22 protein-coding genes are annotated in these 26,773 nt (G+C 51.7%); 11 read left to right on the forward strand and 11 right to left on the reverse strand.

Annotated features, from left to right (window positions below; all coding sequences use genetic code 11):
- The 4 genes from B2067_RS00130 to hrpB all read right to left on the reverse strand — a co-directional run.
- The coding region (locus B2067_RS00130; RefSeq protein WP_301387103.1) for a tandem-95 repeat protein at window positions 1-2,886 on the reverse strand (2,886 nt) is incomplete at its 3' end.
- A gap of 128 nt (window positions 2,887-3,014) precedes the next feature.
- Window positions 3,015-5,780, reverse strand: coding sequence for a tandem-95 repeat protein (locus B2067_RS00135; RefSeq protein WP_301387104.1), 2,766 nt, complete (start codon window positions 5,778-5,780; stop codon window positions 3,015-3,017).
- Window positions 5,781-6,312: 532 nt separating this feature from the next.
- Window positions 6,313-6,741 carry a hypothetical protein gene (locus tag B2067_RS00140; RefSeq protein ID WP_297530605.1) on the reverse strand — a complete coding sequence of 143 codons (429 nt, stop codon included), beginning with the start codon at window positions 6,739-6,741 and terminating at the stop codon, window positions 6,313-6,315.
- Between the two features lie 76 nt (window positions 6,742-6,817).
- Window positions 6,818-9,262 (reverse strand): ATP-dependent helicase HrpB, encoded by a 2,445-nt coding sequence (gene hrpB / locus B2067_RS00145; protein WP_301387105.1) that lies wholly within the window; start codon window positions 9,260-9,262, stop codon window positions 6,818-6,820.
- Window positions 9,263-9,314: 52 nt separating this feature from the next.
- Between hrpB and B2067_RS00150 the strand changes: the two genes are divergently transcribed.
- Window positions 9,315-9,527 carry a tRNA (uracil-5-)-methyltransferase gene (locus B2067_RS00150; protein ID WP_297530609.1) on the forward strand — a complete coding sequence of 71 codons (213 nt, stop codon included), beginning with the start codon at window positions 9,315-9,317 and terminating at the stop codon, window positions 9,525-9,527.
- 109 nt (window positions 9,528-9,636) lie between these two features.
- On the opposite strand, the gene B2067_RS00155 is transcribed toward B2067_RS00150, so the two are convergent.
- Window positions 9,637-11,055, reverse strand: a complete 1,419-nt coding sequence (locus B2067_RS00155) for a 3-oxoacyl-ACP reductase (RefSeq protein WP_076518212.1) — start codon at window positions 11,053-11,055, stop codon at window positions 9,637-9,639.
- 283 nt (window positions 11,056-11,338) lie between these two features.
- Here B2067_RS00155 and B2067_RS00160 point away from each other — a divergent pair, with 283 nt between their 5' ends.
- Window positions 11,339-12,634, forward strand: a complete 1,296-nt coding sequence (locus tag B2067_RS00160; RefSeq protein WP_076518210.1) for an acetyl-CoA C-acetyltransferase — start codon at window positions 11,339-11,341, stop codon at window positions 12,632-12,634.
- A gap of 388 nt (window positions 12,635-13,022) precedes the next feature.
- Here the strand turns inward: B2067_RS00160 and rlmF are convergent, their stop codons facing one another.
- Window positions 13,023-13,937 (reverse strand): 23S rRNA (adenine(1618)-N(6))-methyltransferase RlmF, encoded by a 915-nt coding sequence (rlmF, locus tag B2067_RS00165; protein ID WP_301387106.1) that lies wholly within the window; start codon window positions 13,935-13,937, stop codon window positions 13,023-13,025.
- Window positions 13,938-13,999: 62 nt separating this feature from the next.
- Here rlmF and B2067_RS00170 point away from each other — a divergent pair, with 62 nt between their 5' ends.
- From B2067_RS00170 to tusA, 3 genes are read left to right on the forward strand one after another with little or no spacing between them, the layout of a single operon-like run.
- A complete protein-coding gene (locus B2067_RS00170; protein WP_301387107.1) occupies window positions 14,000-14,887 on the forward strand; it encodes an alpha/beta fold hydrolase in 888 nt (295 codons plus the stop codon).
- Window positions 14,884-16,095, forward strand: coding sequence for an MFS transporter (locus B2067_RS00175; protein WP_068441986.1), 1,212 nt, complete (start codon window positions 14,884-14,886; stop codon window positions 16,093-16,095). Before B2067_RS00170 ends, B2067_RS00175 begins: the two co-directional genes overlap by 4 nt.
- 10 nt (window positions 16,096-16,105) lie before the next feature.
- The gene (tusA, locus tag B2067_RS00180; protein ID WP_068436615.1) at window positions 16,106-16,351 is read left to right on the forward strand and encodes a sulfurtransferase TusA; all 246 of its coding nucleotides are present in this window, start codon (window positions 16,106-16,108) and stop codon (window positions 16,349-16,351) included.
- Between the two features lie 85 nt (window positions 16,352-16,436).
- Here tusA and B2067_RS00185 read toward each other — a convergent pair whose 3' ends face one another.
- Window positions 16,437-19,034 (reverse strand): DUF349 domain-containing protein, encoded by a 2,598-nt coding sequence (locus B2067_RS00185; RefSeq protein ID WP_301387108.1) that lies wholly within the window; start codon window positions 19,032-19,034, stop codon window positions 16,437-16,439.
- A gap of 453 nt (window positions 19,035-19,487) precedes the next feature.
- Between B2067_RS00185 and B2067_RS00190 the strand changes: the two genes are divergently transcribed.
- Complete coding sequence (locus B2067_RS00190) at window positions 19,488-20,507, forward strand: alpha/beta fold hydrolase (protein ID WP_301387109.1); 1,020 nt, start codon at window positions 19,488-19,490, stop codon at window positions 20,505-20,507.
- 116 nt (window positions 20,508-20,623) lie between these two features.
- Window positions 20,624-22,066: an exodeoxyribonuclease I gene (gene sbcB, locus B2067_RS00195; RefSeq protein WP_068441994.1), complete on the forward strand. Its 1,443-nt coding sequence runs from the start codon at window positions 20,624-20,626 to the stop codon at window positions 22,064-22,066.
- A gap of 48 nt (window positions 22,067-22,114) precedes the next feature.
- On the opposite strand, the gene B2067_RS00200 is transcribed toward sbcB, so the two are convergent.
- The 4 genes from B2067_RS00200 to B2067_RS00215 form a co-directional block, all read right to left on the reverse strand.
- A complete protein-coding gene (locus B2067_RS00200) occupies window positions 22,115-22,423 on the reverse strand; it encodes a type II toxin-antitoxin system RelE/ParE family toxin (protein ID WP_068441997.1) in 309 nt (102 codons plus the stop codon).
- On the reverse strand, window positions 22,410-22,631 hold the full coding sequence (locus tag B2067_RS00205; protein ID WP_068442001.1) for a TA system antitoxin ParD family protein: 222 nt from the start codon (window positions 22,629-22,631) through the stop codon (window positions 22,410-22,412). Before B2067_RS00205 ends, B2067_RS00200 begins: the two co-directional genes overlap by 14 nt.
- 117 nt (window positions 22,632-22,748) lie before the next feature.
- Window positions 22,749-23,468 (reverse strand): VC0807 family protein, encoded by a 720-nt coding sequence (locus tag B2067_RS00210; RefSeq protein ID WP_273091587.1) that lies wholly within the window; start codon window positions 23,466-23,468, stop codon window positions 22,749-22,751.
- A 115-nt stretch (window positions 23,469-23,583) separates the two neighbouring features.
- Window positions 23,584-24,261, reverse strand: a complete 678-nt coding sequence (locus B2067_RS00215; protein ID WP_301387110.1) for a DNA-3-methyladenine glycosylase I — start codon at window positions 24,259-24,261, stop codon at window positions 23,584-23,586.
- A 159-nt stretch (window positions 24,262-24,420) separates the two neighbouring features.
- Here B2067_RS00215 and B2067_RS00220 point away from each other — a divergent pair, with 159 nt between their 5' ends.
- From B2067_RS00220 to B2067_RS00235, 4 genes are all read left to right on the forward strand, one after another.
- Window positions 24,421-24,930, forward strand: coding sequence for a hypothetical protein (locus B2067_RS00220; RefSeq protein WP_301387111.1), 510 nt, complete (start codon window positions 24,421-24,423; stop codon window positions 24,928-24,930).
- 257 nt (window positions 24,931-25,187) lie between these two features.
- Window positions 25,188-25,883 (forward strand): hypothetical protein, encoded by a 696-nt coding sequence (locus B2067_RS00225; RefSeq protein WP_301387112.1) that lies wholly within the window; start codon window positions 25,188-25,190, stop codon window positions 25,881-25,883.
- A 1-nt stretch (window position 25,884) separates the two neighbouring features.
- Window positions 25,885-26,223, forward strand: a complete 339-nt coding sequence (locus B2067_RS00230) for a hypothetical protein (protein WP_076518188.1) — start codon at window positions 25,885-25,887, stop codon at window positions 26,221-26,223.
- A 266-nt stretch (window positions 26,224-26,489) separates the two neighbouring features.
- The gene (locus B2067_RS00235) at window positions 26,490-26,747 is read left to right on the forward strand and encodes a hypothetical protein (RefSeq protein ID WP_068438885.1); all 258 of its coding nucleotides are present in this window, start codon (window positions 26,490-26,492) and stop codon (window positions 26,745-26,747) included.
- Window positions 26,748-26,773 lie beyond the last annotated feature (26 nt).

A 26,773-nucleotide genomic window follows, 5' to 3' on the forward strand; every position in this document is an offset into this window, starting at 1 on the left:
GCCGGCGCCGGTTGCTGAGTCGTCATCGGCTTCTGTGATCAAGGTGATATCGACAATTTCAGAGCTGGCAGCTGGGTTGAGGTTCACGGTGACCGGTGGTAGGGCGCTGTGGTCAACGGTCATGCTCTCCGGCAGTGCGCTCGCCAGAGTTGACATCCACTCATACTCAACTCGGGTATTGCTCAATTCGTTCAGGTCCGCCAATGACTGGCTACCGTCGCTGAGATTAATCCGGACTTCGGGCAGCTCAGAGTCAAAGTTGAAGCCTTGCGCCTGAATCAGACCGGTGAGCGTGTATGACACTGCTGCCGGTTCAAGTGTCACAGAAACCGCGTTGGTATTGGCCGGCACCTGCAGTTCTTCTGAACTGAACTCATCCCCATCTATTTCAATGTCTACCGCAGTCGCTGGTAGTGTGATGGTTGCTTGTCCGTTGGCATCTGTTTCGCTGTCTGCGTCCAGGCCCCATCCTTCAACTCTTTCGTCTGTGATGGTGATGTCCGCGCCAGCAACCGGGCGGCCACTGTCGTCCCTCACCGTAATAGTCACTGTGCGACTTGCGACGATACTGAGGTTGAGTTCGCTGTCTGGAATATTGCTTGCCGTTGCGGTTACTGTACCGTTGAGGATGGCGCTCAGGGACAGGCCAACGCTGGCTCGATTGAAGTCTGCGGTGGAGTCCGGTGCATCGATAGAGGTCAGCGCAGCTCCCGTCGTATCGGTGAATGAGATTCCTCCCGTGGCTGACAGGCTGATGGTGGCTGCTGCACTGGTACCTTCGATATAGAGCAATGCAGAATCTGTGCTTTGCAGTAGAGGGTCGACGGAGGCGGTCAGGCGAAGCGGACGCTCAACATAGAAGGTCGCTGTGTTGCCACTGCCGTCACTGACGTCGAGCGTATAGACTCCCGCGAAGGCACCCGAATCCGGCATGAGTAGAGATCCATTACTGATCAGCTCACTACCATCCTCACCGTTGAAGAAGGCGCTGATCGTGTAATTTCCGGTGCCGCCAGCCGGAGTGACTGTGAGCGCTCCGAGTGGGGCTTCATAGGTTGCTCCGTCATTGATTGATACGCCGCCAAGCGTCATTGTAATCGGCGGAACGGCTGATGGGTCTGTCAGCTCGACTGAAAAGCTGGTATCGGCGCTGAGGGTGCCGTCAGACACTGTGACTGTAATCGTCGTGGTCGCGGAGTTTGCGGTCGCTGCAGTGACTGTCAGGGTTGAGCCGCTTACCGCAACGGTCGCGACGCCCGTATCGGCTGATACGGCACTGAAGGTCAGGCTGTCGCCGTCGATGTCGGTTGCAGTCAGCGTGATTGTGGTTGAAGTGTCTTCTGGGATTGTCAGATCTGATACCGCCGACAGTACAGGCGCATCATTGATGTTGTTGACCGTCACCGTGAAGGTTTCAGAGTCGCTCAGACTGCCATCTGACACGCTGACCGTTACGCTGCCGGAGCCCGTGAAGTCTGTCGTCGGGTTGATACTGAGAGTGTTGCCACTCACAGACGCTCCCAGTGCCGCTGTTGCGCTATCCAGCTGGTAGGTCAGGGAGTCTCCGTCGACATCGCTCGCGCTCAGCGTGATAGAAGTGCTCGATTCTTCGTTAACCGTCTGGTTTCCGATACTGGCCAATACTGGTGTGTCGTTGACCGGGGTGACCGTCACCGTGATGGTTTCTGAGTCAGTGTCTTCGCCATCAGTGACGTTAACTACGAGTGTTCCTGAACCGTTGAAATCAGCAGTTGGATTGATGCTGAGCGTGGTACCACTGATGCTGGCACCGAGTGCGGCACTGTTGGCACCCAGAGAGTAAGTGAGGGAGTCAGCATCCGCGTCCGTCGCCGAAAGAGCGACATTCAGGCTGCCGTCTTCGCTGAGCGAGCGATTACCTATGACACTCAGAGACGGAGGGCTGTTCGGAGCATTCGCTGCATTGTAGCTCCAGCCAATATCAACGAGCAGTTGCTCTGCGAGCCCGGCGGTATCAAGGAACTCGGTATATTGTGGCTCCATCAATTCATTTGGAGTCATTGCGGTATCGAAGTGAGAAACCGATGAGCCAGGCTTATACGAACCCGGCGCGTACATCTGTACCTCGCCTGAGTTGATGCCTGATGAGTAATTGCCTGATTCTGCATTGGCTTCAGTTCCGCTCCAGACCAGATTTGTACCACTGCGCATGACATTTGAGCGTGTACCAGCAGCCTGATCTGTCAGCATCTGGCCGGTAGACGCGTCTTTGAGCTTGTAGGTGTAGGGATCGAAACCTTCAACAAATCCTTCCAATGTGCTCCAGCCGCCACCACTGTTCCCATCAGATTGTAGAGTGCTGAGAAAGCCCATGCCGTGGAGAATTTCATGGAGAACAACTGATAATAAGGAGTTATCGTTTCCGCTGGGAGCATCGTAGCCGTAGTACCAGTTGGTATTGAACAGGCAGTTATCGTTGTTATCTATGGATGAATTGAACTGTGCATTGATCTCTACAGTGCCAGTGTCTGCGTCGTAGCCGACCTGCTGGTTATAGAGCGCATGTGGGGTGATGGTTCGTGTGCTGAAATTGTAATCAAATGCGGCTGGACCAGCCTGACCCAACACGGCGGAGCCGGAAGAGCAAGTGAGCGGATCGAAGCTTGAGCCTACTCTGACAGTTACCGCAATATCAAAGGTATTGTTGAGAATATCCGCCGCGCGCTGGAAAACATTGAGGCGCTGCTGGCCTAGCGCAGTCGCCGGGTTTCCGCCTACGGCAGAGACCGAGGTAGCATCATTGAATCCTTCACCGGCGGAATCATTATTGACGATGACGATGTTCGCCTGAGCGAGTGATGGGGCTGCCAACACCAGTGATGCGAATAGGCGGACGAGATATGTCACGGGAGCTACCTGCAGAGTTCTGTCATTACAGAGTAGCTCTGACGGAAACGCACACCAGTGCGTTTCCGTTAATCCATGTAAGCGTTGTTAGTGTCTCTGTGTTACCGGGACACTGTTCTCAGACGCGTTCAGGAAGTTTTCAGACGACGGCGACCAATCAATGCCAGTGCCGTTACAAGCAACCAGGCTGCGTTACCGCCGCCAGAGCTGCCGGAGTCGCTATTGCCTGAATCTGTTTGACCTGACTCATTGTCTGCGTTGCCCGGTGCAGGGGCCACATCGGGCCCGATCAGAGAGATGGAAACCTCCTCCTCTCCGAGGTCAGGTCGCAAGGCCAACTCCACAGCATCTGCACTTCGGTGGGTAACCGTCAGTGTCTGTGGAGATACGTCCTGAACGTCACCGATCCACTCAAACTGTACCTGATTATCCGCGACCGTTGTCGGACGGATCGATTGTACTGATTCATCCGACATGGTTAGTTTGAGTTCAGGGCGTATAAAGCGGAAATCGAAACCCTCTGCGGTAACAAGGCCAGTCAACCGGTAGTAGCCATCCGATACTTCCAGGGACACCGTCACGTCAGAAGATCCCTGATATTCGATTACCTTTGACTTATATCCCGGTTTACTCACAATCAGGTTGAGGCTGGTATCCGGGAGAGTCAGCACTGCTGAGCCATCATTAGCCGTCGTCATCGTTTGTTGGATTCCCCAGGCACTAGTGCGCTCGTCATCGACCGTAATCAGAGCTTCGAGTCCAGTATCTGTACTATCTACGACATTAAACATTACCTGATTTCCCGCAACGACTTGCAGGTCAAGCGATGCGGTTGGTGCAGAACTCAGAGCAGCTTCAACTGAGTAAGTGCCAGGCGTCGCTCCCATTGCATTGATAAATACAGAAGCCGGGTTATTAGCTGCAGAGTTATCCGCTGCAGTTGCAGTAGTGATCGTGTCGCCCTCATTGTCAGCGAATCCTGGGGCAATGCTGCCTTCCGGTAGTTCATCACCGTTTATGGAGAAGATCACGTCCGAGCCAACAGTACCGCCTGCTGCAACCAGCTTGGCTTGAGTTGATCCTGCCATCACAGGGGTAACTGAAGGAGTAAGCAGTAGAGGTCGGCTTAGGGTAACCGTTGCCTCGTCAACGCTTGCTAAACCGTCGTCGATAGTAATGAGGTAATCACCAGCAAAAGCACCAATTGTTGGTAGGGTCAGTTCACGACTGCTATTTTCTCCTTCCAGAAGGTCAGGACGGTCGCCCTGATAGAACACCTCAAAACTATACTGGCCATTGCCTCCAGATGCGTCGAGTTGTACTGCTGCCAGGGAATCCAGTGCAACGCTAGCGCCAGATGCGATGAGCTGATCGTTAACCTTGATGGAGAGAGGAGATGGCTCAGTCCCGTCGGTAACCGTCGCAATGAAGGTTTTGGTATCAGTCAACTCACCATCAGAGATCGTTACCGATACTGTTCCACTGCCGTTGAATTCATCGGCAGCAGCCAGTGTCAGTGTGGTGCCTTCGACTGTAGCGGTTACTAGTTTCGGGTTAAGACTTTGCGCACTGAAACTCAGAGCGTCGCCGTCGACGTCACTACCACTGAGGGTAATCGTAGCCCCCGATGCCTGTTCGAAAGAGAGATTTGTTATATCGTCGAGCACCGGCTCATCATTTTCTGGCATAACAGTCAGACTGATCGCAGTTCCACTGTCTGCGAGTCCGTCACTGACGATCACAGTCACTGTTGAGCTACCATTGAAGTTTTCGTCAGGAGTGATTGTAAGTTCTGCGCCGGTGATGGTAGCGCTGACACCTTGACGAGTTCCCAGTATTGAGTAGGTCAGAGCATCACCATCCAAATCAACTGCAGTCAGTGTCAGTGTAAGCGGGGTGTCCTCTGTTAATGTTTGGTGTGGCTCTGTCAAAAGCACCGGTTCGTCATTAACGTTGGTGATCGTGACATTAAAGCTAAGGCTACTTTGTTTATCCCCGTCACTTACAGTCACGGTTACGACACCTTGGCCGAAGTAATTCTCGTCTGGAGTAAACGAGATTTCTTTATCGCTCAAGGTCATACCAAGCTCTGTGTTAGTCGTTGTCGCCGTGACGCTCAATTCATTCATGGCATTATCGACGTCAGACACTGAGATCGTTAAGGAAGCAGTATCCCCTTCAGGGAATGTGACATCCGCAACTTCAGAAATTGCTGGCTCATCGTTCACTGGTGTGACAGTCACGCTAAAGCTGGTTGTCACAGTGTTTTCACCATCGTAAACGGAAGCAGTAACAGAGCCTTCACCAAAGAAATTCTCGTCGGGTGAGACAGTTAAAGTTGCTCCGCTGACACTTGCTGATAAGCCCGCAGAAACGCTTGAAACATTATAGGTCAGCTCATCATCGTTGATGTCTGTAGCACTGAGTTCGACATCGAAAGAGGTGTCTTCAATTGTCGACTGTGTGGGTACTTCTGTGAACTCGGGCGGGTAGTTCGGAAGGTTGTCCGGATTTGGCGACCAGCCTATGTCGATCAATACTTCAAGCGACAGTCCGATATCAGAGAAAGTATCAGTGTATATCGGCTCCATGAGCTCGTCTGGTGCTAAGTCAACATCAAAGTGGGACAGGGAAGAGCCAGAATCGAAACTGGAAGGTGCGTAAAACTGAATTTCATTCTGATTGACGCCGCTAGAATAATTGCTGGTTTTGTTATTGGCTGAATCGCCTTTCCACGTCAGTCTGTCGCCAGATGTCATTGCGATAATACGCTGGCCGCGAGTCATCTCGTCTAACGTAGCTGATAAACCTGCGCGTCCGAGATTTTTAGATAACAGGCTGAAGCCTTCTTTGCCATCAGGCCAGCTGAAAGGAGCATGCGCAGACGATCCCATTAACCCGATGAATCCCATTCCATGAACTATTTCATGTAAGACAACACTTAAAAATGATGTGCCGCCATCTGGCGCTGAATCAAAACCATAATACCAACTCAAACCGGCCGTACAGCCATTTTGATTGTCGAGCGCGCTGTTAAACTGGGTGTCAATTTCTAGCCCAGAGCCATTCAGGTCTCTGTCGAGTATGTGATTTGCCAGCGCATATGGAACTACGCTCCCATTTGAATAATCCAGGTAATAGTCAGAAGCTCCAGCTTGACCCAGTACCGTACCATCGCCTGAGCAAGGTAGAACTGTAAATTGCGAACCGACGTGGACATCGTATTTTATATCCAGGCTCTCATTTAAAATACGGGCAGCTTCAAATAAAACATTGAGTCGCTGTTCACCCAGAGTCTCACCCGTGTTTCCACCTATTGGAGTTCTTTCAGAGGGATCGTTCAGCCCCTCATCAGGGTCATTTTGATTCACGATGATAATGTCAGCTTGTGCACTACAGGCAATCAAGAATAAAAGGCTCAAAAACTTATTCATTGGGTACTACCACGGTTCCTTCAGGGGTAATTTGCCGCTCGACCATTCGACGTGTGCCATCTTCATCGATGATCATCATCATCACGGTTGAGTATTGCTTTCCGGTATGGGCGGTTGCAGTTCCATCCCCATGTACGGTAATCGGGATTTCACTGGCAGGTATGCGCTGGCTTTCGATGTACTCTTCGAGCTCAGCGGGAAGTTCGCCGTCGTGATCATGATCGTGGTCATGATCACTGTGTGCGTTCGGTGAGGCTGAATCTGGAGCAGCAGCGGTACTGTTGGCTTCATCAACTGTTCTGTCTTCAGTTGTTACAGCATCCGATGGGTTATTCAGATCTTCGGTGAGCCTTGGCTGGGTAAACCAAACGGCAGAAAGAACGGCAATGATGATCGCAGCGGCCAGTATGAGCTGTCGCATGGGGTCCCTCCATCGTTTTCTTATATTATTTGTGTCGCATTATATCCGAATAATTAATGGAATACTTTACGATGGTTCACGGTTCCGGTCGGCGTTTTGTAAATCTGGTTGCCTCAGCGGACAGAGGGTCTTCTGGCCATGGATGCTTTGGATAGCGGCCGCGCATGTCTTTGCGCACATCGGCGTAAGTATGACGCCAGAAGTGCGGCAGATCCTGGGTGACCTGTAACGGCCGCTGCGCCGGTGACAGCAGGTGAATCATCAGAGGTAGCTGGCCATTAAGAATCGCAGGCTGCCCTTCGAAACCGAACATTTCCTGCAGTTTCACGGCCAGTACCGGCGGGTTCTGGCGGTAATCGATGCGGATATTCGAGCCGCTCGGCACTGTGATATGAGTTGGCACCAGGGAGGCCAGCCCCTGTTGCTGATCCCATTCGAGCTGAGAAAGCAGGGCATCACTCAGATTCAGCTTCTTCAGGTCGCGCTGGTGGCGGGCGCTGGTTAAGAAGGGCATCAGCCAGTCATCGAGCGCAGTCAGCAAGGCCTCGTCAGAGACATCCGGCCAGCGCTCTGGCTGACATTCATGAGCAAGTCGCAACCGGCTTAACAGGTTCGTCGCAGAGTCATCCCAGTTCAGCACCTTCAGACCTTTGGCCAGAATCAGATCTCGCCAGGCCTGTTGCCAGTCATCGGCGGTCATTGTGTCGAGTTTCTTCGCTGACAGAATCAGTTTCCCCAGCCGCTGTTGTTCCTGCGCCTGAAGCTGGCCGTTATCAAGCCAGCGCACGTCGATATGGCGGCTGAGCATGTGCGGGTGGAGTTTGGTCAGTTGCGACAGTGCCTGTTCAGAAAGCGTTGCCGCGGTACGGATACGGTTTGGTTGTCCGGCGGCAATATCGGCACATGCAAGCAGCGGCTGACCAAGTAACGCACTGTCATCGGCCAGCGCAGCCCCGGCACCGGAGGCCAGCAGGTATTGAGTATCCGCTCCGCGTTTCTGACCGATACGATCCGGAAAGGCACAGCCGAGTAGAAAGCCGGTATCGGCGGGAGATCTGTCTTTTTGGATATTGAGCTTCTGCATCAGGCGCTGGGCCACGGGCGCGACGCGGCTTTTCCAGCGAGAAGATCCGCGAGCCTGCTGCATTAAGCGTTCAATATCATCGCCTTGTCGGAGTAGGGCAGGTTCCTGAAGAAATGCCGCTAACGTGCTGGCACTTTGTCCGAAACCGGCGTCGATACCACGGATCAGCATATTCGCAAGACGGGGTTCCAGACCTGTGGTCAGGCTGCGCTTACCGTGATCAGAGAGTTGCTGATCTTCAAGAATGCCGAGCATCGAAAGAAGATCCTGTGCCTGACTGAGGTGGCCTTTGGGCGGGGGCGTCAGCCAGTCCAGTTCATCCGCAGACGCTCCCCACTGCACCAGATCCAGCAGTAGAGGTGCCAGATCTGCGTCGTTAATTTCGGGGCGGATATGCGCCGGACGCTGTTGCATACTGGTTTCGGTAAACAGGCGATAGCATACGCCGGGAGCCTGTCGTCCGGCACGGCCAGCACGCTGCACCGCGCTGGCCACAGAAATATCCTGTGTTACCAGCTCCTGCATACCGAGTGCTGCGCGAAAGCGCACGCGTTTTTCCAGCCCACAGTCAATGACAACACGCACGCCATCAATAGTGACGGAGCTTTCGGCGATATTGGTCGCCAGAATGACTTTGCGCTGGCCATTATCATCGGGGTTGAGTGCCTGCTTCTGCTCTTTGTCATTGAGCTGGCCGTGCAGTGGGGTAATCCGAATGTCACGGGTAGATTCAATTAACGAATCCTGTACCCGGGTTATCTCGCCTGCACCGGGCAGAAACACGAGAATATCGCCCTCCGTATCGCGCAGGGCTTCACCGATGACTCGACAAACGTGAGGCACCAAACGCTCATTGGCGTCGCGGGCAGGGCGGTAGTGCGTTTCGACAGCGAAGCTGCGGCCATCGGATTCGATGACAGGAGCGTTCAGCAGCTTTGCCAGCTCGAGAGCATCCAGCGTGGCCGACATCACCAGCAGTTTTAACTCGGGATTAAACACCTGTTGCGCCTGAAGACACAGCGCCAGCCCCTGATCTGAGGCCAGATTCCGTTCGTGGAATTCATCAAAAATAATCAGGCCGACATCCGTCAGTTCCGGATCGTCCAAGAGCACGCGGTTAAGAATACCTTCGGTAACCACTTCAATGCGGGTTTGCGCAGAGACTCTGTTCTCCAGCCGCATGCGGTAGCCGACGGTCTCACCGGCCTGTTCATTTAACTGGCGGGCCATAAAAGTTGCAGCGTTACGCGCAGCCACACGCCGTGGCTCCAGCATGAGGATTTTTTTCCCAGCAAGCCATGCTTCCTCAAGAAGAGCCAGAGGAACACGAGTCGTTTTACCGGCGCCGGGCTGAGCGATCAGCAGTGCATTATCATGGCTCTCTAAGGCTGCTCTCAGATCGTCAAGAACGGCATCAATCGGTAAAACTGTGGACATTGCACTCTTTTGCTACTGGAACTGACAGGTCGTGATGATAGCATGAAGGTGAATGATCGATATTGGCTCAGTGGAGGCAAGGTTGGCAGACTCGAAAGTAGTAGATTTCGCAAAAGCGGGTGAGAAGCACCGTGCGGAGCGCTCACACAAAGACAAAGAAGAAAAGGTCGAAGAGATGCGCAAGCGTTTTGAAGGGGCTCTGCCTACGAAGAAAACGCCCGTGAAAGATTTTTTACGCAAGAAGAAAGCAAAAAAGAAACGGTGATTTTTTAGAAATCCGAATTTCCTTCAGACACAAAAAAGCCGGCAATTGCCGGCTTTTTCGATTCAGTTTCTGGTGTTCTGCTCGATCAAGCGCCACTTAGATGTGCTGCTTACGCACCAACCAGAGACTGACCACATACACGGACTACGTTACCGCTTACGCCGTTAGACGCTGGGTTACCGAAGAACGCGATGGTTTCTGCTACGTCTACTGGCTTACCGCCCTGAGACAGAGAGTTCAGGCGACGGCCAACTTCACGAGTCATGAACGGAATAGCGTCAGTCATCTGCGTTTCGATGAAGCCTGGTGCTACTGCGTTGATGGTGATGCCTTTCTTAGCCAGTTCAGGAGCCATGTACTGAACGTAACCGATAACACCTGCTTTAGACGCTGCGTAGTTGGTCTGACCAACCTGACCAGCGATACCATTCATAGAAGATACGCAGATGATGCTTGCGCCTTTGTTGATGGTTTTGTTTGCGATCAGCGCATCGTTGATGTGCTCTTCAGCCAGCAGGTTGATGTCGATGGTCATGTTCCACCAGTGCTCAGGCATGTTAGCCAGCATCTTGTCGCGGGTTACACCAGCGTTGTGAACAATCACGTCACCGCCGCCCAGTTCTTTCAGCTTGTCTGAAATCTGCTGAGGAGCTTCTTTAGAAGAGATATCAGCCAGCAGTACTTCGCCGCCGATTTCCGCCATAACGCGGCTCAGATCTGCTTCTGCTGGTGGAATGTCCAGACCAACAACTTTAGCGCCGTCGCGAGCCAGAGTACGGGCAATTGCTTCACCGATACCACGTGCTGCACCAGTCACAAGAGCGACTTTGCCAGCCAGAGGCTTGTGCCAGTCTGGGTAAGTGTTAGCGTCAGCTTTAGATACAGTCAGAACCTGACCGTCCATGTATGCAGACTTAGCAGAGATAACGAAACGGAACGCAGAGTCCATGTTCGCTTCTGCGCCTTCTTCGACGTATACAGAAGTAGCGTTTGCAGACTTCTTACCGATTTCTTTAGCAACAGAACGGGTGAAACCTTCCAGAGCACGCATTGCTGCAGCCTGTTCGCCAGTTTTTGCTTTCATATGTGGGCGACCCAGAACGATCACACGACCGTTGCTGTTCAGCTGACGCATAACTGGGTTAAAGAAGTAGTAGAGCTGGTTCAGGTCAGCGCCGCTTTCAAAGCCAGAAGCGTCGAATACCAGAGCGTCGAACTTTTCAGCCATGCCTTTCTTGGTTTCAACACCAATAGCACGAACGCCTGCTTTGTCGGCAGCGGCCAGGATGTCAGCAGCAGTCTGTGCAGCCGCTGGGAAGTAAACAGTCGCTTTCGCTTCTTTCAGGTTGCGCATCAGATCGTTCAGCAGAGCACCGCCCTTGCTGGTACCAATCAGAACCTTACCTTCGAAGTAAGTTTCCTGATTTGGGTTGTAGCGCTTCAGTTCGATTGGGGTAGGCAGGCCAACGTTTTTCAGCAGGCTGCGGCCCAGGTTGTTGTTCAACATTGTTTCGTAAAAGTTGCTCATGGTCCGTTCCGTTCGTTTCTTACATGCGTTTGGGTTACGGGAGTTGATACTTGGATCACATCGGCACGATGTACAGCGCCGGAAGGTAACAGATTAGACCAACATTAATAACCCCTGAAATTGACCTCAGGCATACGGTCTTATGTCACTTCAGCCAATGCTGCCAGTTGCTGGTTCGATAGACTTGCGCAGCACTGGGCAGAATATTGTGATATTTTGCGTTCTGCCGTTATATAGGCAAGTTTTATACAAGCTCCCGTTTTTACACCGACAGGATTGAGACATGACACAGACTGTTCGTCGCGTCGCTATTATTGGCGGCAACCGTATTCCTTTCGCACGTTCTAATACTGCGTACTCTTATGCTTCTAACCAGGACATGCTGACTGCAGCACTGAATGGTCTGGTAAACCGCTACAGCCTGCAGGGCGAGCGTATCGGTGAAGTGATCGCTGGCGCTGTAATCAAGCACAGCCGTGACTTCAACCTCACTCGTGAGTGTGTACTGAGCACTGCTCTGGACGCACAAACGCCAGCAACTGACATCCAGCAAGCGTGTGGTACTGGTCTGCAGGCACTGATGATGGCGGCTAATAAGATTGCTCTGGGTCACATCGACTCAGCAATCGCTGGTGGTTCTGACACCACTTCTGATGCACCGATCGGCGTAAGCGAAGGCCTGCGTAAGATCCTGCTGGAAGCGAACCGCAAGAAGACAACTAAGGACAAACTGAAACAGCTGGCTAAGATTCGTCCTAAGCACCTGGCACCTCTGATTCCTCGTAACGGCGAGCCACGTACTGGCCTGTCTATGGGTGATCACACTGAGATCACTGTTAAAGAGTGGGGCATCACCCGCGAAGAGCAGGACGAAATCGCATTCAACAGCCACAAGAACCTGCTGGCTGCTTACGATCGTGGTTTCTTCGATGATCTGGTTACTCCTTTCCAGGGTCTGGAAAAAGACAACCTGGCTCGCGAACCAGACATGGACAAGCTGGCGAAACTGAAGCCTGCATTCGACAAGAAGTCTGGTAAAGGTACTCTGACTGCTGCTAACTCATCAGCGCTGACCGACGGTGCATCTTGTGTACTGCTGGCGTCTGAAGAGTGGGCGAAAGAGCACAACCTGCCAGTACGCGCTTATCTTTCTTTCTACGAAACTGCTGCTGTCGACTTCTTCGGCAAAGACGGTAATAAAGAGAAAGAAGGCCTGTTGATGGCACCTGCATACGCAGTTCCTCGCATGCTGGACCGCGCTGGTCTGACTCTGCAGGACTTCGACTTCTATGAAATCCACGAAGCATTCGCTGGTGTCGTACTGTCTACCCTGAAAGCATGGGAAGACGAGAAGTTCTGTAAAGAGCGTCTCGGCCTTGATAAGCCACTGGGCACCATCGACCGCAGCAAGCTGAACGTAAACGGTTCTTCTATCGCAACAGGTCACCCATTCGCAGCGACCGGCGGTCGTATCGTTTCGTCTCTGGCGAAAATGATCGACGAGAAAGGTTCGGGCCGTGGTCTAATTTCTATCTGTGCGGCAGGTGGACAAGGCGTTGTAGCTATCGTTGAGAAGTAAGCTTCGAAGCTAGTGCCAAAGAAGCCCCGCATTGCGGGGCTTTTTCGTTTCTGGAGTACAGAGGGACTGGCGTTCATATTTTTGTATTTGTAGGAGGGAATCATATTCCCGACAGTGGCGTTAGCTCCTATCTGATGGAGTAACCGCCCACTGCAGGCACCAGCTCAGGACACGCTGTAAATCCGTCCCTGGAAGCTCGGGTACCGCATCCCTGCGGTACACGGTCCCGAGTTGGTGTCTGCTGTGATTTGGGCAGAGAAATATCGCGCATAGCCAGGCAAGCTGGCTGAAGCGCTCCTACGGTGCTCTGATCATTCACTAACATCACGTGTATCCTTGACCTGTAGGAGCGATTCAGCCGGAGGCTATTTGCGATCAATCAATTCGATCAACCTATCGCTTGAAACGTCCACGCCAGAATACGGGTCTGCTTTTTACCCTGCGTCATTTCAATGATTTTGACGTCTGTTGCGCCTGCTTTATTCGCAAGTTTCGACAGCGGCTTCAGGTTTTCCGCTTTAGATACCAGACTGGTAAACCAGTGTATTTGCGACGCAAACTGCTTACTTTCTTTAATCATCTTTTTAAGAAAAAGCGCTTCACCGCCGTTGCACCAGAGTTCATTTTCCATACCGCCAAAGTTGAGCAGAGGCTCGCTCTTAGGTTCTGCTTTACCTTTGTTGAGGTTGGCGACTTTGCGTTGGCTGCCGCGCAGAGCATCTTCTGCAGACGCATGAAAAGGCGGGTTGCACACCGATATGTCGAATTGCTCTTGCGGCAGAACGACACCTTCAAACATCTTGTGTTTGTCGTGCTGTAATCGAAGACTGATGCGGGACTTCAAAGCCGCGTTGCTCTTCAGAACCTTCGCGACGTTATCCAGAGATGCCTTGCTGATGTCGGTTGCAACACACTCCCAGTCATAAACACTGCTCGCCAGAAGTGGGTAGATGCCGTTGGTACCGGTACCAATATCCAGCATGCGCACACTTTTATCGGGCTCTACCGAATCCAGCAGGTCGGCGATGTAGTGAATGTAGTCAACCCGGCCCGGAACAGGGGGGCAGAGAGCACCGTCAGGTATATTCCAGTCAGTAACCCGGTAATGATGTTTTAACAGAGCTGCGTTCAGCGCTTTGACAGCTGACGGGTTGGCGAAGTCTATCGTCTGCTGAGAAGAAGGTGTTCTCGTTATATAGTTAGCGAGATTCGGGGATGCCTTAATCAACTGATAAAAATCGTATTCCTGATTGTGAATGTTTCTGGGGTGCAGTTTTTTCATACGGGCAGTTATCTGAGGCATACTGGGTGACACCTGCGAGAGTATACAGGTAGTCAGACCTTCTGAACTAACACGGGAAAATCATGACTGTAAGTAACGGATTGGCTGCGTGGCACAAGCAAGGGCAAACGGCCGAATTCAGGGGACATCAGATCTTCTATCAGGATTCCTGTGCCGGTGAGGAGGTGATTCTCCTGATCCATGGCTTTCCAACCGCTGGGTGGGATTGGCACTACATATGGAAAGCGCTGAAGAACGACTACCGCCTTATTAGCATCGATATGTTGGGTTTTGGCTTTTCCGATAAGCCTGCTGACTTCCAATTTTCTATTCATGCCCAAGCAGATCTGATTGAGTCTGTCCTGACCGAGCGGGGGATTCAGGAAGCGCATATTCTGGCCCATGATTATGGTGATACCGTGGCGCAGGAATTAGCTGCACGACACCTCGATCCAGAGTCTGAGCGTCTCCAGATACTAACTATGACGTTGCTGAATGGAGGTCTTTTCCCTGAGCAGCATAGAGCGCGTCTGATTCAGAAGTTGCTGGTCAGCCCTGTTGGTCCTTTATTATCGAAATTCGCCTCTCGTCGAACGTTTGAGAAGAACCTGAATGCGGTGTTCGGTGAACATACAAAACTAACTTCGCCTGAAGCGAACGATCTTTGGCATTTGTTCTCACGAAATGATGGGCATAGAAAATCTCATATCATGCTTCATTATATTGCCGACCGAAGGAAACACAGAGAGCGTTGGGTTGGAGCGCTTCAGAAGCTGGATGTACCTCTATTATTAATCGACGGCACTGCCGACCCTGTATCAGGTGGACACATGGCTGATCATTATGAATCTTTGATACCTCAGCCGAACGTAGTCCGCCTGAATGGAATAGGCCATTATCCACAGTTAGAAGCACCACAAGCTGTGCTGGAACATTTTATTTCTTTTATCGGTTCGAATAAAAATATATGAACACGCCACTTAAATGGTTCGCTCTGATTTCTCTGTATCTTGTTCAGGGCCTTCCCCACGGCTTCTTTGGCCAGGCAATGCCCGTGCTGTTGCGCGAGCAGGGCGTCGATCTCAGGTCCATCGGACTGATGTCTCTGGTAGCACTGCCCTGGGCGCTGAAATTTATTTGGGCGCCAGTGCTGGACCGGGTATCCATCGTTCCCGGAGAGTATCGTCGCAGCTGGATTCTGGCGATGAATCACACCGCTGTGCTGGTTCTGATTGGCTTGTCGTTTGTTCCGCTGCCATGGCTGACGAGCGATGGCGTGTTAGCGCTGGCTCTTGTTCTGATGGCCGTGAATCTATTAACCGCCACGCAGGATATCGCCACTGATGCGGTCGCTGTAGAGAACCTTAAACCTGAAGAGCGTGGCCTCGGTAATGGTATTCAGGTGGGGGGCTATCGTGTCGGTATGGTACTGGCCGGTGGCGTTCTGCTGTCTTTCTTTAATTACCTTGGCTGGCAGTTTTCTTTGCTGTCCGTCGCAGCGCTGATGTTTCTTGGTAGTTTACCTTTGTACTTCTGGAAGCCACGTCGGCATACCAAAGCAGAGCAGGGCGTCTGGAAGCAGTGGTCTGGTTTCTTTCGTCTCGACAGCCCGTGGTTATGGCTGGCGTTGATTGCGCTTTATAAGTTTGGTGATGCGTTCGGGACTCAGATGATCAGGCCTTACCTGTCTGACCTGGGTGTCACACTTGATCAGATGGGAGCTTTGCTCGGCATTGGCGGATTCCTTGCGGGGCTCTCTGGCGCCTTGTTGGGAGGCTGGCTGACCGGCCGGATGCCCCGAGCCTATGCATTAGTCTTGTTCCTTCTCTTTGAGACTGTCGCAATGCTTGGTTACTCCCTGATTTCTGCAGGTGATATGTTTACGATCTGGCTGGCCGTGATTGCAGAACACGTGGCGGGTGGTATGGCCACTGCAGCCCTGTTTACGGTCATGATGGATCGCTGCCGCGAGCACTCAGAGGGCGCGGATTATGCCTTTCAGAGCTGCGTAGTCATAATCACCGGAATGGTCGCAGGTGCCTTGTCGGGGTATAGTGCCACCCACATTGGTTACGCGGGTCATTTCACCGTTGCGGCGGCACTCTGTGCAGCAGTGATTTCCATCGTGGTGATGGCTCAGCGTCGCGGTCTCCTTTTGACTCTCAGATTTTCACATTAACAGGATCACTATGACTGATATCGTCAGAACATTAGACGCCCGCGGGCTTTTCTGCCCAGAGCCGGTAATGATGCTTCACAAAGAAATTAATGAAATGGCGATCGGCGAAGTCATACAGATACTGGCCACAGACCCTTCAACCGTGCGCGATTTTACGCGCTTCTGTGCGTTTCTCAGCCATGAAATGCTGGTTAACGAAGAAGTGGATGGGGAGTATCGCTTTTTGATCGTGAAGGGTGCCGAAGAGGAAGAGTAGCTCTCGTCGCTACAAATAAAAACGGGCCTGTGAAAGGCCCGTTTTTACTCAGGAAGCAGTCAATGGATTGCTGCTTTTAAATGCCTCAGATAACGGCTTTAAGTGCAGCAATAAACCGCTCAGTCAGCACCGTATCTGCGTCTGCTGTCAGCCATTGCTTAATGAGCGCATCACGTTCTTCTTCTTTGCTGAGATTTCTTCCCATGCCCTCTGCCAGGCGCTGAACCTGAAGTTCCATGCGCGCCGGCTTATCTTCGACCGGTGATTCAACATCAGCCAGTATTTCCATCGTGATGCAGAGTTTTCTGGCATCCGCCGTACTGCTTTCCTGAGTAAACCAGGAAGCTTCAATGCCCGAAGGCAGAGCAGCGTCAGATTCAGGTGTCTCATTGGACGAAACCAACTCTAGCAGAGTATCCCAGCGACCACGTTCTTCTGCGGCTTTAGCTGCGCTGCGTTCAGAGTTAATACGCTCCTCAATGTCGTTGAGCGATTTAACAAGGCGTCCGTGTGCTCCTTTTGGAAGCTCAATATCTGCAAGCTTTTCACGAGCTTCGGTTACTGCCGCAATACCTTGATTTTCTGCGTTCGCTTTTGCTTCTTCAACGATGGCTTCCGCATTGGCTACCGTTTCGTTAATTTCAGCTTTACGGGCATCGCGTGCGTCATTCAACTGAGCAAAAACAGAATCTGCGTGCTTACGCAGCTGGCTCCATAGTTTCTGGTCCGGACCGCGAGGCGTCACGCCGACCAACTTCCAGTCCTGTTGGATTTTCTTCACTGTTTCTGCTGCTGCGCTCATATCGTCGCTGTTCGCAGCCGCTTCAGCAGCGCTGACCAGAGCACGCTTCTGATCTAAATTACGATCGTATTCGGCTTTCAGGTGCGCATAGATCGCGTCGCAGACGTCGTTAAATGCTTTCTGGGTTTTCTGGTGAGACGCACGATCAACCGGCGAATAAGAGCGGAAGGTATCACGGGCGGCATTCAACGTATTCTGCACCGTTTTCCAGTCTGCGCTGTCCCAGTCCATGTTGGCTTCGTAATGGCGTAGCTCTTCGGTAAGCTGATTACGCAGTGATACCAGTTTCTCACGCTGCTGAGCCTGTTCTGCAAAATAAGCTTTGCACGGCTCAAAGGCCTTGTCAGAGGCTTCCTGGAAGCGCTGCCACAGATCCCGGTCATTCGAGTGGCCAAGAGATTTCCACTCGGTCTGAAGCTCTTTAATACGCTCGGCCAGTAAGTCCGGCGCAATATCGGCGTCGATTAAGGCTTCCATCTGCTCGCACAGGGCTTCCTTCTTCGGCGTTACAGCAAAGCCCTGCCAGTCGCGGAGTTCGTTCAGCTGATTGGTCAGCAGACGAAGGCGGCCCTGCATCTGGTTCTGTGTCTTTTGCGTCAGCTTGTCGTTCAAACGATGAATCTGCTTGAGCGCGCTGGCAGCGTCTGCAACAACTTTTGCTTCCAGTGCGCTTTCGAGCGTTTCAATAAGCGCCTCAGCTTTAGCGCGGGCTTCGCTGTCATCCTGTTTCGCCGGTGCTGGCTTTGCCGCTTTCGGCTTTTCACCGGCCGCTTTTCTCAGAGCTTTCAGCCATTCTGGAGCGCTGGCACTGTGCGGCCAGGCAAGGTGTGGAAGGTGCTCACGTGCCTGCTCTGGAGACAGTTCACCCTTAACTTCTTCATGCTCAGCAAGGTATTGCAGGGCTGACGCTGCGGTTGTGATTTCGGCAACGGCATTATCGTACTGCTTTTGCTGGCTTGCGGATGCCGAGTGCTTAGCTGTGGCTTCTGCCCAGGCACTTTCTTCGCTGAGGAGAGTTTCTTTCAGGCTTTCAGCGGTGGAGTCATCACTGATGCTTTCCAGTGCATCCTGCAGGTGAGCAAGGATACGCTGTTGCTGTTCAGTCGCTTGCTGCAGTTCAGCTTCGAGTGCTGCGGCTTTTTGCTCTTCTTCTTTCTGCGCAGTCAGAATCGCTTCAAGTTTTTCCAGCAGGGCGGGGATATCCGCTGTGTCAAAGCCTTCGATGGCGTTCTGAAGGTCCTGCCAGCGTTGTTTCAGTATCTGCACTTTACCTGTGAACTCCGGGCCATAGCCCAGGCGCAGCAGGGTCTCTGCATTACTGCGGATGTAGTCAATTTTGTCCTGAATTTTCTGGCGGGCTTCCTGTTCTGCGTTGAGTGCCGCAAGGGCATCTTTGCAGTGGCGGTAAACGGCCTTGTCTTTGCCCTGAGCATGTTTCTGCAGTTCGTGCAGTGCATCGGCTGAAATAATCGTTTCTGCTGCTGCCAGACGTACGCGTGCCAGAGAATGCTCTTTGGCCAGCGCCAGGCGAGCCGGTTCGTCACCGATTGCAGCAACCGCAGATTTCGCCAGCGCGGCATCCTGAGTCAGTGATGCAATGCGGGTCAGTACCTGATCATTCGCACCACTGGGTAGCGTTCCTGACGGGGCAAGACGCTCAAGCCAGACAGACTCAATCTGCTGGCGGGTCTCCTTATCTGCCTCACGGATCAGAGCTTCCAGCTCGCTCTCTTCGGTTACTTCTTTAATCAGTGTCAGACGGCGGTCGCTGTCTTTCTCGCTGAGAATTAACTGACGCCCAGTTTTCGCGGCCGGCGCTTTCTTAGTGTCGGTCGCGTTGCGGGTTTTGTCCCTGTTGAATAACTTTTTGAATAGAGCCATGAAGTTCGCTTACAACAAATGTTCTCGAAAAGGACGATCATTCTAACGTCATAGCAGCAGAGGGGAAGCGCAGAATTGAGTCAGAAGCAGATTGATGCAGAAGGCGAGACGACCCCTTAAAGCTGTGGTAAGGTAACGAGACTAGTATTAGGGCACCTCTGATTAATGCAGTCGTGCTGCGCGTGAGTCCTGTAACGCTTTAGATCGAGGCGTTGATCGAAATTAATGGCGAGTCCTTAATAAGATCAACAACAAAGATATAAAGTGTCTACAGGCTACGCCCTTCGGGGCTTTCAGGAAAATACCATTTCGGTGTTGCTACTTTTCGACGTGACCGGCCATGCCATCTAAGTAGCGCCTTGAACTGTTACTTTCCTGAAAGCCGCAGCCTCAACTGCATTAATCAGAGTTGCCCCAGTAATATGACAACAATAATAAGATCCGGGGATCACGATGAAACTCATCAAGCTGCTGCTGGTAGCCAGTATGGTCGCAACTACCGTTGTTACTACGGGCTGTGCCTACTTTGGCCTGGGGTCGAGGCCTCTCTCTGAACTGACCGAAAAATACACCGACGAAAGCTCAAAGTTTACCGCCGTTGATGGTTTGGTGATGCATTACACCGATCAGGGCTTTGGCGATGAAGCTGTGTTAATGCTGCATGGTGAGCATTCTTCTCTGCACGTGTGGGATGCCTGGGTAGAGCGCATGGCCACCGACTTCCGCGTGATTCGTCTGGATCTGCCAGGGCACGGCCTGACCGGGCCTGACCCAAAAACAGAAACATACGACGTCGAGTACATGATGGGCAAAGTCGAAGCCTTCATGGACAAGCTCGGCCTCGATAGCGTTAAGCTGGTAGGCGCCTCTTATGGCGGTTTCATTACCTGGAACTTCGCCAAAGAATACCCAGAGCGCGTTGAGAGCATGGTGCTCGTTGATTCCACAGGCTTTGATCAGGAAGTCCATCCGGTATTGGGTTACAACACCATTCCTGTCCTCGCTGGCCTGAACTCATGGACTCTGCCGCGCTATCGCGTGCGCGACCGTGTTGAGTCCATGTACGCTGACGAAGAAAAAGTCAGCGACGAAGTGGTTCGCCGCAATCAGGACATGATGCTGCGCAAAGGCAACCGTAAGGCCTTTATTGATGTTGCCCGCACCATGGAGAAACAACTTGAAGAAGGCGAGAACGAAAGTGATCGCATCAAGTACATCCAGACGCCATCACTGGTTATGTGGGGCGAGGATGATGAGTGGACGCCAGAGCGCGTCATGAAGCAGTTCAAAACGCATCTGCCGAACATGACCTTTGTTTCTTACGAAGTCGTCGGCCACCTGCCGATGGAAGAGTTGCCTCGTCAGTCGGCGCGTGACGCTCACCATTACCTGTTGTACGGCGAGCTGCCACAACTTCCGGGCAATGAAGAACAGGGCTGGGTCGTACCGGGTAATCCGCGTAAAGGCTGGTAAGCACCCGCTGAGCTGATGTTAAACAGAACCCCCGCAGGCTGTCCTTCGGGGGTTTTGTTTTATGCGTGCCATATAACCGGTAAACTAGCGTTTTGATCTGCACACAGGAGCATTGAGTGAACACCATCGTCTGGTACGACTACGAAACCTTTGGCGCTAACCCGGCCTGGGATCGTCCGGCGCAGTTTGCCGCTATCCGCACCGACGAAGACCTCAATGAAATCGAAGAGCCTGTCGAAATCTTCTGTCGCCAGACAGATGATTATCTACCGCACCCCGATGCGGTTCTGATTACAGGAATTACGCCGCAGGATTGCCAGAGCAGGGGTGTTCCAGAGCGTGAGTTCATCGCTCGCATCAATGACATGTTCAGTCAGCCTGGTACCTGTGTTGCCGGCTACAACAGCATTCGCTTTGACGATGAGTTCACCCGTTACACGCTCTATCGCAATTTCTTTGACCCGTATGCGCGTGAGTGGCAGGGCGGTAACTCGCGCTGGGACCTGCTCGATGTAGTCCGTTGTGCCTATGCACTGCGCCCGGAAGGTATTGAATGGCCAAAGAACGACCTTGGCAAAACCAGCTTTAAGCTTGAGCACCTGACTGCAGCAAATGGCCTCGACCACGGTAAGGCTCACGACGCGGTGTCCGACGTGCGTGCGACCATTGCTCTGGCACGCCTGATCAAAGATAAACAACCTAAATTATACCGTTATCTATATCAGCATCGTAGTAAGCAGGCGCTGGGTGGCCTGATTGATGTCGGCACTCATAAGCCACTGATGCATGTATCAGGCATGTACCCGGTAGAGCAGGGCTGTATGGCCGTTGTTGCACCGCTGTGTTGGCATCCGACGAACAAAAACAGTTTTATTGCCTGGGATCTGTCTGCCGATCCGACCGCACTCTATGACCTGAGTGCTGAGCAGATTTCAGAGCGCGTCTTTACCCGAGCGGCGGACATGCCAGAAGGAATAACCCGCCTGCCTCTGAAAGAAATTCATATCAACAAATCTCCTGTCATTGCGCCTGCAAATACGCTGACACCGGATCAGGCAGAGCGTTGGAACATCAGCGGCGATGACCTGCGTCGCCATCTGAAGATACTGCGTGAAGCAGGACCTCTGAATGCCAAAATGGCTGAGGTCTTTGGCAATCGTCAGTTTGCCGAAATCTCCGACGTGGATGCTCGCTTATACGATGGTTTCTTCTCGAATGCTGACAAACAGGCAATGGATGAAATACAGCGAATGCAGGGTTGGGATCTGGCGGATTATCCGAACCCATTTCAGGATGAGCGCGGGGAAGAAATGCTGTTCCGCTACCGGGCACGTAATTTCTCTGACACCCTCAACGAAGACGAGCGCGAGCGCTGGGAGCAGCATCGTACACAGCGCCTTATGCAGGGCGTTCCTGGTTCGCCACTGCTGACCTTCGAGCAGTTCGCGCCAATCCTTGAGCAGGCAGCACAGCGCGTAGCGGATGACCCTCAGAAGCTACAGTGGATATATGAGCTGCAGATGTACGCTGAATCAATCTTTCCGGTTACCGATTACTGATCAACCCAACGAGAATGGGCGTTTAGTGATCTGGAGTTTCAAGTGGATTCATGTGATGCGTTTAACATCACGATAGAAGTTCTCGTGAGACCCGAGCGCAATCAGCTCCAGAATCAAAGCGCCGTCTTCGTAGCTGTAACCTAACAGCATGAGTTGCTTAGTCATTTTGAATTTATAAACGCGTAGAAAGGCGAGATCGCCTTTTTTCTGCTCGCCGAGAAAGGGGTCATTCATGACCTCTCTCACCGCGCCATCAAGGTCGGCTTTTTGATTAGGTTTAAGTTTCTTAACTGCTTTTTTAAAACTGGGTGTCTGTACAACTCTGGTGACTTTTCCTGTCGTTTTAGCCAAAGTCATAGTCTTCTAATTTTCCAGCTTCTTTCTCTGCTCTAGCGATGATCGCTTGTTTCACGAACTCATAGGGTAAGTCTGGATTATCTTCCATGATCTCGCCGATCTTAGCCCAGTGTTCAATTTGCTTGGGAGGGGTTCGGTTCAAGGCTTTTGCCATAATGGTGGCTTTCTCTACAAGCTCTTGATCCAGTCGGATGCTGGTAGTTGCCATAGCGGTGTACTCACAGATTCAGGTAACTCAAAATGTAGCAAATTGCCACAGGTGTGGCAATTGGCATCGAACGCATAATAGAACGAATCTGGCTGTCTCTCTGTCTGTGATCCGCGGTCACTTATCCGCCAGGTGCGGAGCCAGTACTTCTTCCAGCGTATAGCCAGTAAGGCGACGGATCGTGCGCCACAGGTAATAGAAAATCAGTAGCATCATGGCCATGGATGGAATCGCGATCATGGGATAGCTGACCAATGTCATACGGCCCAGCTCTTCGTTAAAGGCCTGAGTACCCGAAGGGCTGACGACAATCCACTTTGCCAGCACATAGTTCATGATGGATGAAAACAGGAAGGTACCGGCAAAGAAGTACGTTGCTTTCATCAGGCGGCTTTCAAATTCTTCTGTCGCTTTATTCTTTTCCAGAGCGCTCTGAATCTTATCGACGTCCAGCACATTCGGGTTATAAAGCATGGTGCGCACCAGTGGATAGCGGGTGCGGGTCGAAATAAGCACCGCCAGACCGATAATGGCAGGAATTGCAGCTTCTTTGATGGCCAGGTAGCCAGCATCAAGTTCCAGCAGACCAATGCCACCGGTCAGGCCGACACTGATCATCCCCAGCAGGGCGATAAAATTCTTCTTACGGTACTTCACCAGCTCAAACAGGCCCCAACCCAGAGGAAAGGCGAGACCCAGCAGAAGCGCATTCACACTGCCGAGATGTTCGTCACCACTGAACTTCATCAGAATAATGGACGGAATCACAATACTGACCATCAGATCGACAAACGGACGCGGCTGATGATCTGGGGTGTTCGTGCTAGGGGCAGACATGAATAACAAACCTTAAAAGAAACAAATAAAACGCAGCCGAGAGTATACGACGAGAGATTCCCGACCGACACCTTTTAGCTTTCTGACGCTAAAGACCTTTTACCTTCGCGACCCTTTATCTTCGCGGACCGACAGACCAGGACAGAATCTGGCTCAGCTCAGTGAGGCTGTAACCGGTTTCGTCGCGCCAGCGCAACATGGCATCCATAAAGGCTTTCCAGCTCGCTTTTGACGTAGGTACACCATCAATCACGCCTTTGCTCGTGAGTGCCAGAATCATATCGTCGCTGAAAATCGGCGAATCCACCCCCATGCGACGGAGAAAGATCTGGCCGGTTCGCCCACCAACCCGGTTGCCGCGCTTGCGGAACACCTTAAGGTTTAAGGCGTAATCTTCTGGCTTCCAGGATGCAAACCAGGCCGCGGCACTGCCGTGCTCACGTTGCAGGTCAGTGAAGAACAGGGCGTTTTCGTACACCGAATTGATCTTCGCCATATGACGGATGATGGTGTCATCCTGCATAAACTGCTCGTATTGCTCCTGTGGCCACATGACCAGCACGTCTGTGCGAAAGTTACAGAACACCTCTTCAAATCTTGGCCACTTATTAGCAACGACTTTCCAGTTAAAGCCAGACTGAAACACACACTGCGAGAGACAAGATAGCCAGCGGTCATCTGGTATCGAAGCCAGTTCCTTCTCTGCCTGCGGCTTCATTGCATGGTGTAGTTTTGATTCAAAATCGGGGTGTTGTGCTGAAGCTTGTTCCACATAGTGACTGAAAGAGAGCATGGCTGATCAGATTCCGGTTGAGGCTGTTCAAGTAAGCGGCTTACGCAAGCGGTTAGGCCTGCCGTAAGGCTACCGCAATTGGCGCCTATGTTCTCAACTTCGTGGAACAAGACACTGTTTCACTGGTCGGACGTGTGACGACAGCAAAAGAGAACGATCATGAACGAACATAAATCATTCGATGAAACGCCATTTTCTGCCGACACTGCAGCCCTTGATGCTGCTCTCGATACACATGACTCATACGATGCTGAAAAGCCCAGAGTAAGCCCGCTCCGTCGCGGTATCGCATTATCTATCGCGGGTGGTATCGTAATGCAGCTCGCCGCCTGTGGCACCATCCTTTACCCAGAGCGCAAAGGCCAGGTTGATGGCCAGCTCGACGTCGGAGTCGTGGCACTGGACGCCATCGGCTTACTGTTCTTCCTCATTCCGGGTGTTATTGCGTTTGCCGTCGACTTCAGTAACGGCACTATCTACCTGCCGGGCGGAGGCGTCGCAGACGCATCACCCGAAGAAATCAAAATCGAAGGTGAGCTGACAGACGCCAAAATTGAACAGGCGATCAAAGAGCATTCAGGCCTGAATGTCAGTATGAAAGACGACAAAATGGTGAAACGTAAAGCCACAACGTCAAGCAGCCTGAACTATCAGGTGCGGTACCTCTGACAGGTAGCTTCTCTTAACTTCTGAACCATCACTACGCAGCCCGCCATTGGCGTATCGAAGCACCAATGCTGGGCTGTTTTGATATGGTATGTGCGATATGTGATTCTGTTAACGACCTGTTTCGATACTTGATGAATATATGTTGGGGCGGGGAGTCTTGCTCTTCACCCTATGGGGTGCGGAGCACTTTGATTTGCTTTGAGCGGCGGGGTAGACTCGGACTTAGTAGTTACATTCAAATAGGACGGAACCTCCCAGTGGCTATATCTGACTTTATAAAAAATAAGCTAGAGCTAATATCAAAGGACAATCAAAAGGTATTCACTGACCTTTCTGGGCCAATCCACGACATGGCAAAGGATGGTGTAGCTTTAAAGAAAGTTAAGGTACCTGCTGATGGTAATTGGTTTACTGTCTCGTTTGACGCAATAGAACTTCAGAAAGACAGGCTCGTGGTATCAGCCCAAAGAGCCAGGAATGGAGTCACAGCAGCAGAATACGATCCGACGGAGAAGCAGTATATCGTTGAATTCAACGGTACACGTGCCGCCTACCTCCGGGGCTACTATAAGGCCAGACACCCAATTGGAGGGTGGCCTTTTATCTGGTGGGACATTCGATCCTACGCTAATCACCCTCAGAACTCTGATACCCGCGTATATGTAAAAGATTTCTTTGCTCACAATGAAATACGAAAGTTGATTACCAGCATGGAGAAACTCTACGGTACCAGTAATATCGTGAACTCATATATTAATGACAACCTCGCACGTTTCCGTGCAGGAGTAAACGCGGGTAGAACACCCGAAGAAATCGAACTGGCATGGTCAAAAGGGCTTATGGAAAGCCTGGGTTACAAACACGTCGAAGCATTTGATACGGGTTTGCCCAAAGGGAATTGGAACGGAGTATCAGTGCACTGGTGTAAGAACCCTAGTGATATGAGAGGTTAGTATGACTAAAGACCATGATTTGACCTTAATCAATACTACGCCTCCGTCGAATCTTCCCGCGACATCCCTGGAAGATTTTCGGAAATGGGTTCTCTCTGACGGGTTAACGCCCTCTGCGGCTTTGCGAAAATTGATGGATGTATACGACTGCCCAAAGCCTGATTCATCACTGCCAATCCGGTTGGTTGAACTTGCATACCCAGACGTCGATATATCTAAGTGCCATTTCACGTTTAGAATTACTGATTCAGGGTACCCGAATAGTAATCCATCGGAGTTCAGCGATAGTGACTTTGATGCGCTTGTTGAAGAACTACGGAATGCCGAACTGGGTTGGTGAGCGATTGTGCTAGCGCGGATTCCACTTCCTCATAATAAAATTTTTTAAGATCAATAGCATAGAAGGTTCTGTACCGTGATAATGCTCCAAGCATAAAGATGAGGCTTGCGTGCAAACGAGCACGCTTTCACACCGAAAAAAGACGTCGCCTCAGGCACTTTTCTTAACAGTGGCGGGAGGTTAGGTTACTTTCGAAACATCAAAAGGGACACAGGTGTGCAAATGAGCACGCTCACGAAGAAACTGTTAATTTTTCAAGGACAAATATGGAATCAAATTTGAAATCTCCACATGGAAGGATTGTAGGTATCCTCCTTGATAATGGAGAAATTGCTGCATTTGATTTTGTTGAGCAAGAGGGTGGCAGTATTTACAAATTGAAGGGTGAGTTTGAATCATCACCAAAAGCCGATGTAAGTGGTAATTTAATTTTGGTTGATGTTACAGGCACAAAATGGACGGCGGGTGATGTTGAACTGTATACCTTTACTGGCATGAGTGGCGCTCGGCCCTATGAAAATTAACAAGCGGCCGTTGAGGCCACTGAAAA

Origin of the sequence: Thalassolituus sp. UBA2590 (assembly GCF_002339775.1) — a bacterium.
Taxonomy (GTDB): Bacteria; Pseudomonadota; Gammaproteobacteria; order Pseudomonadales; family Oceanobacteraceae; genus Thalassolituus.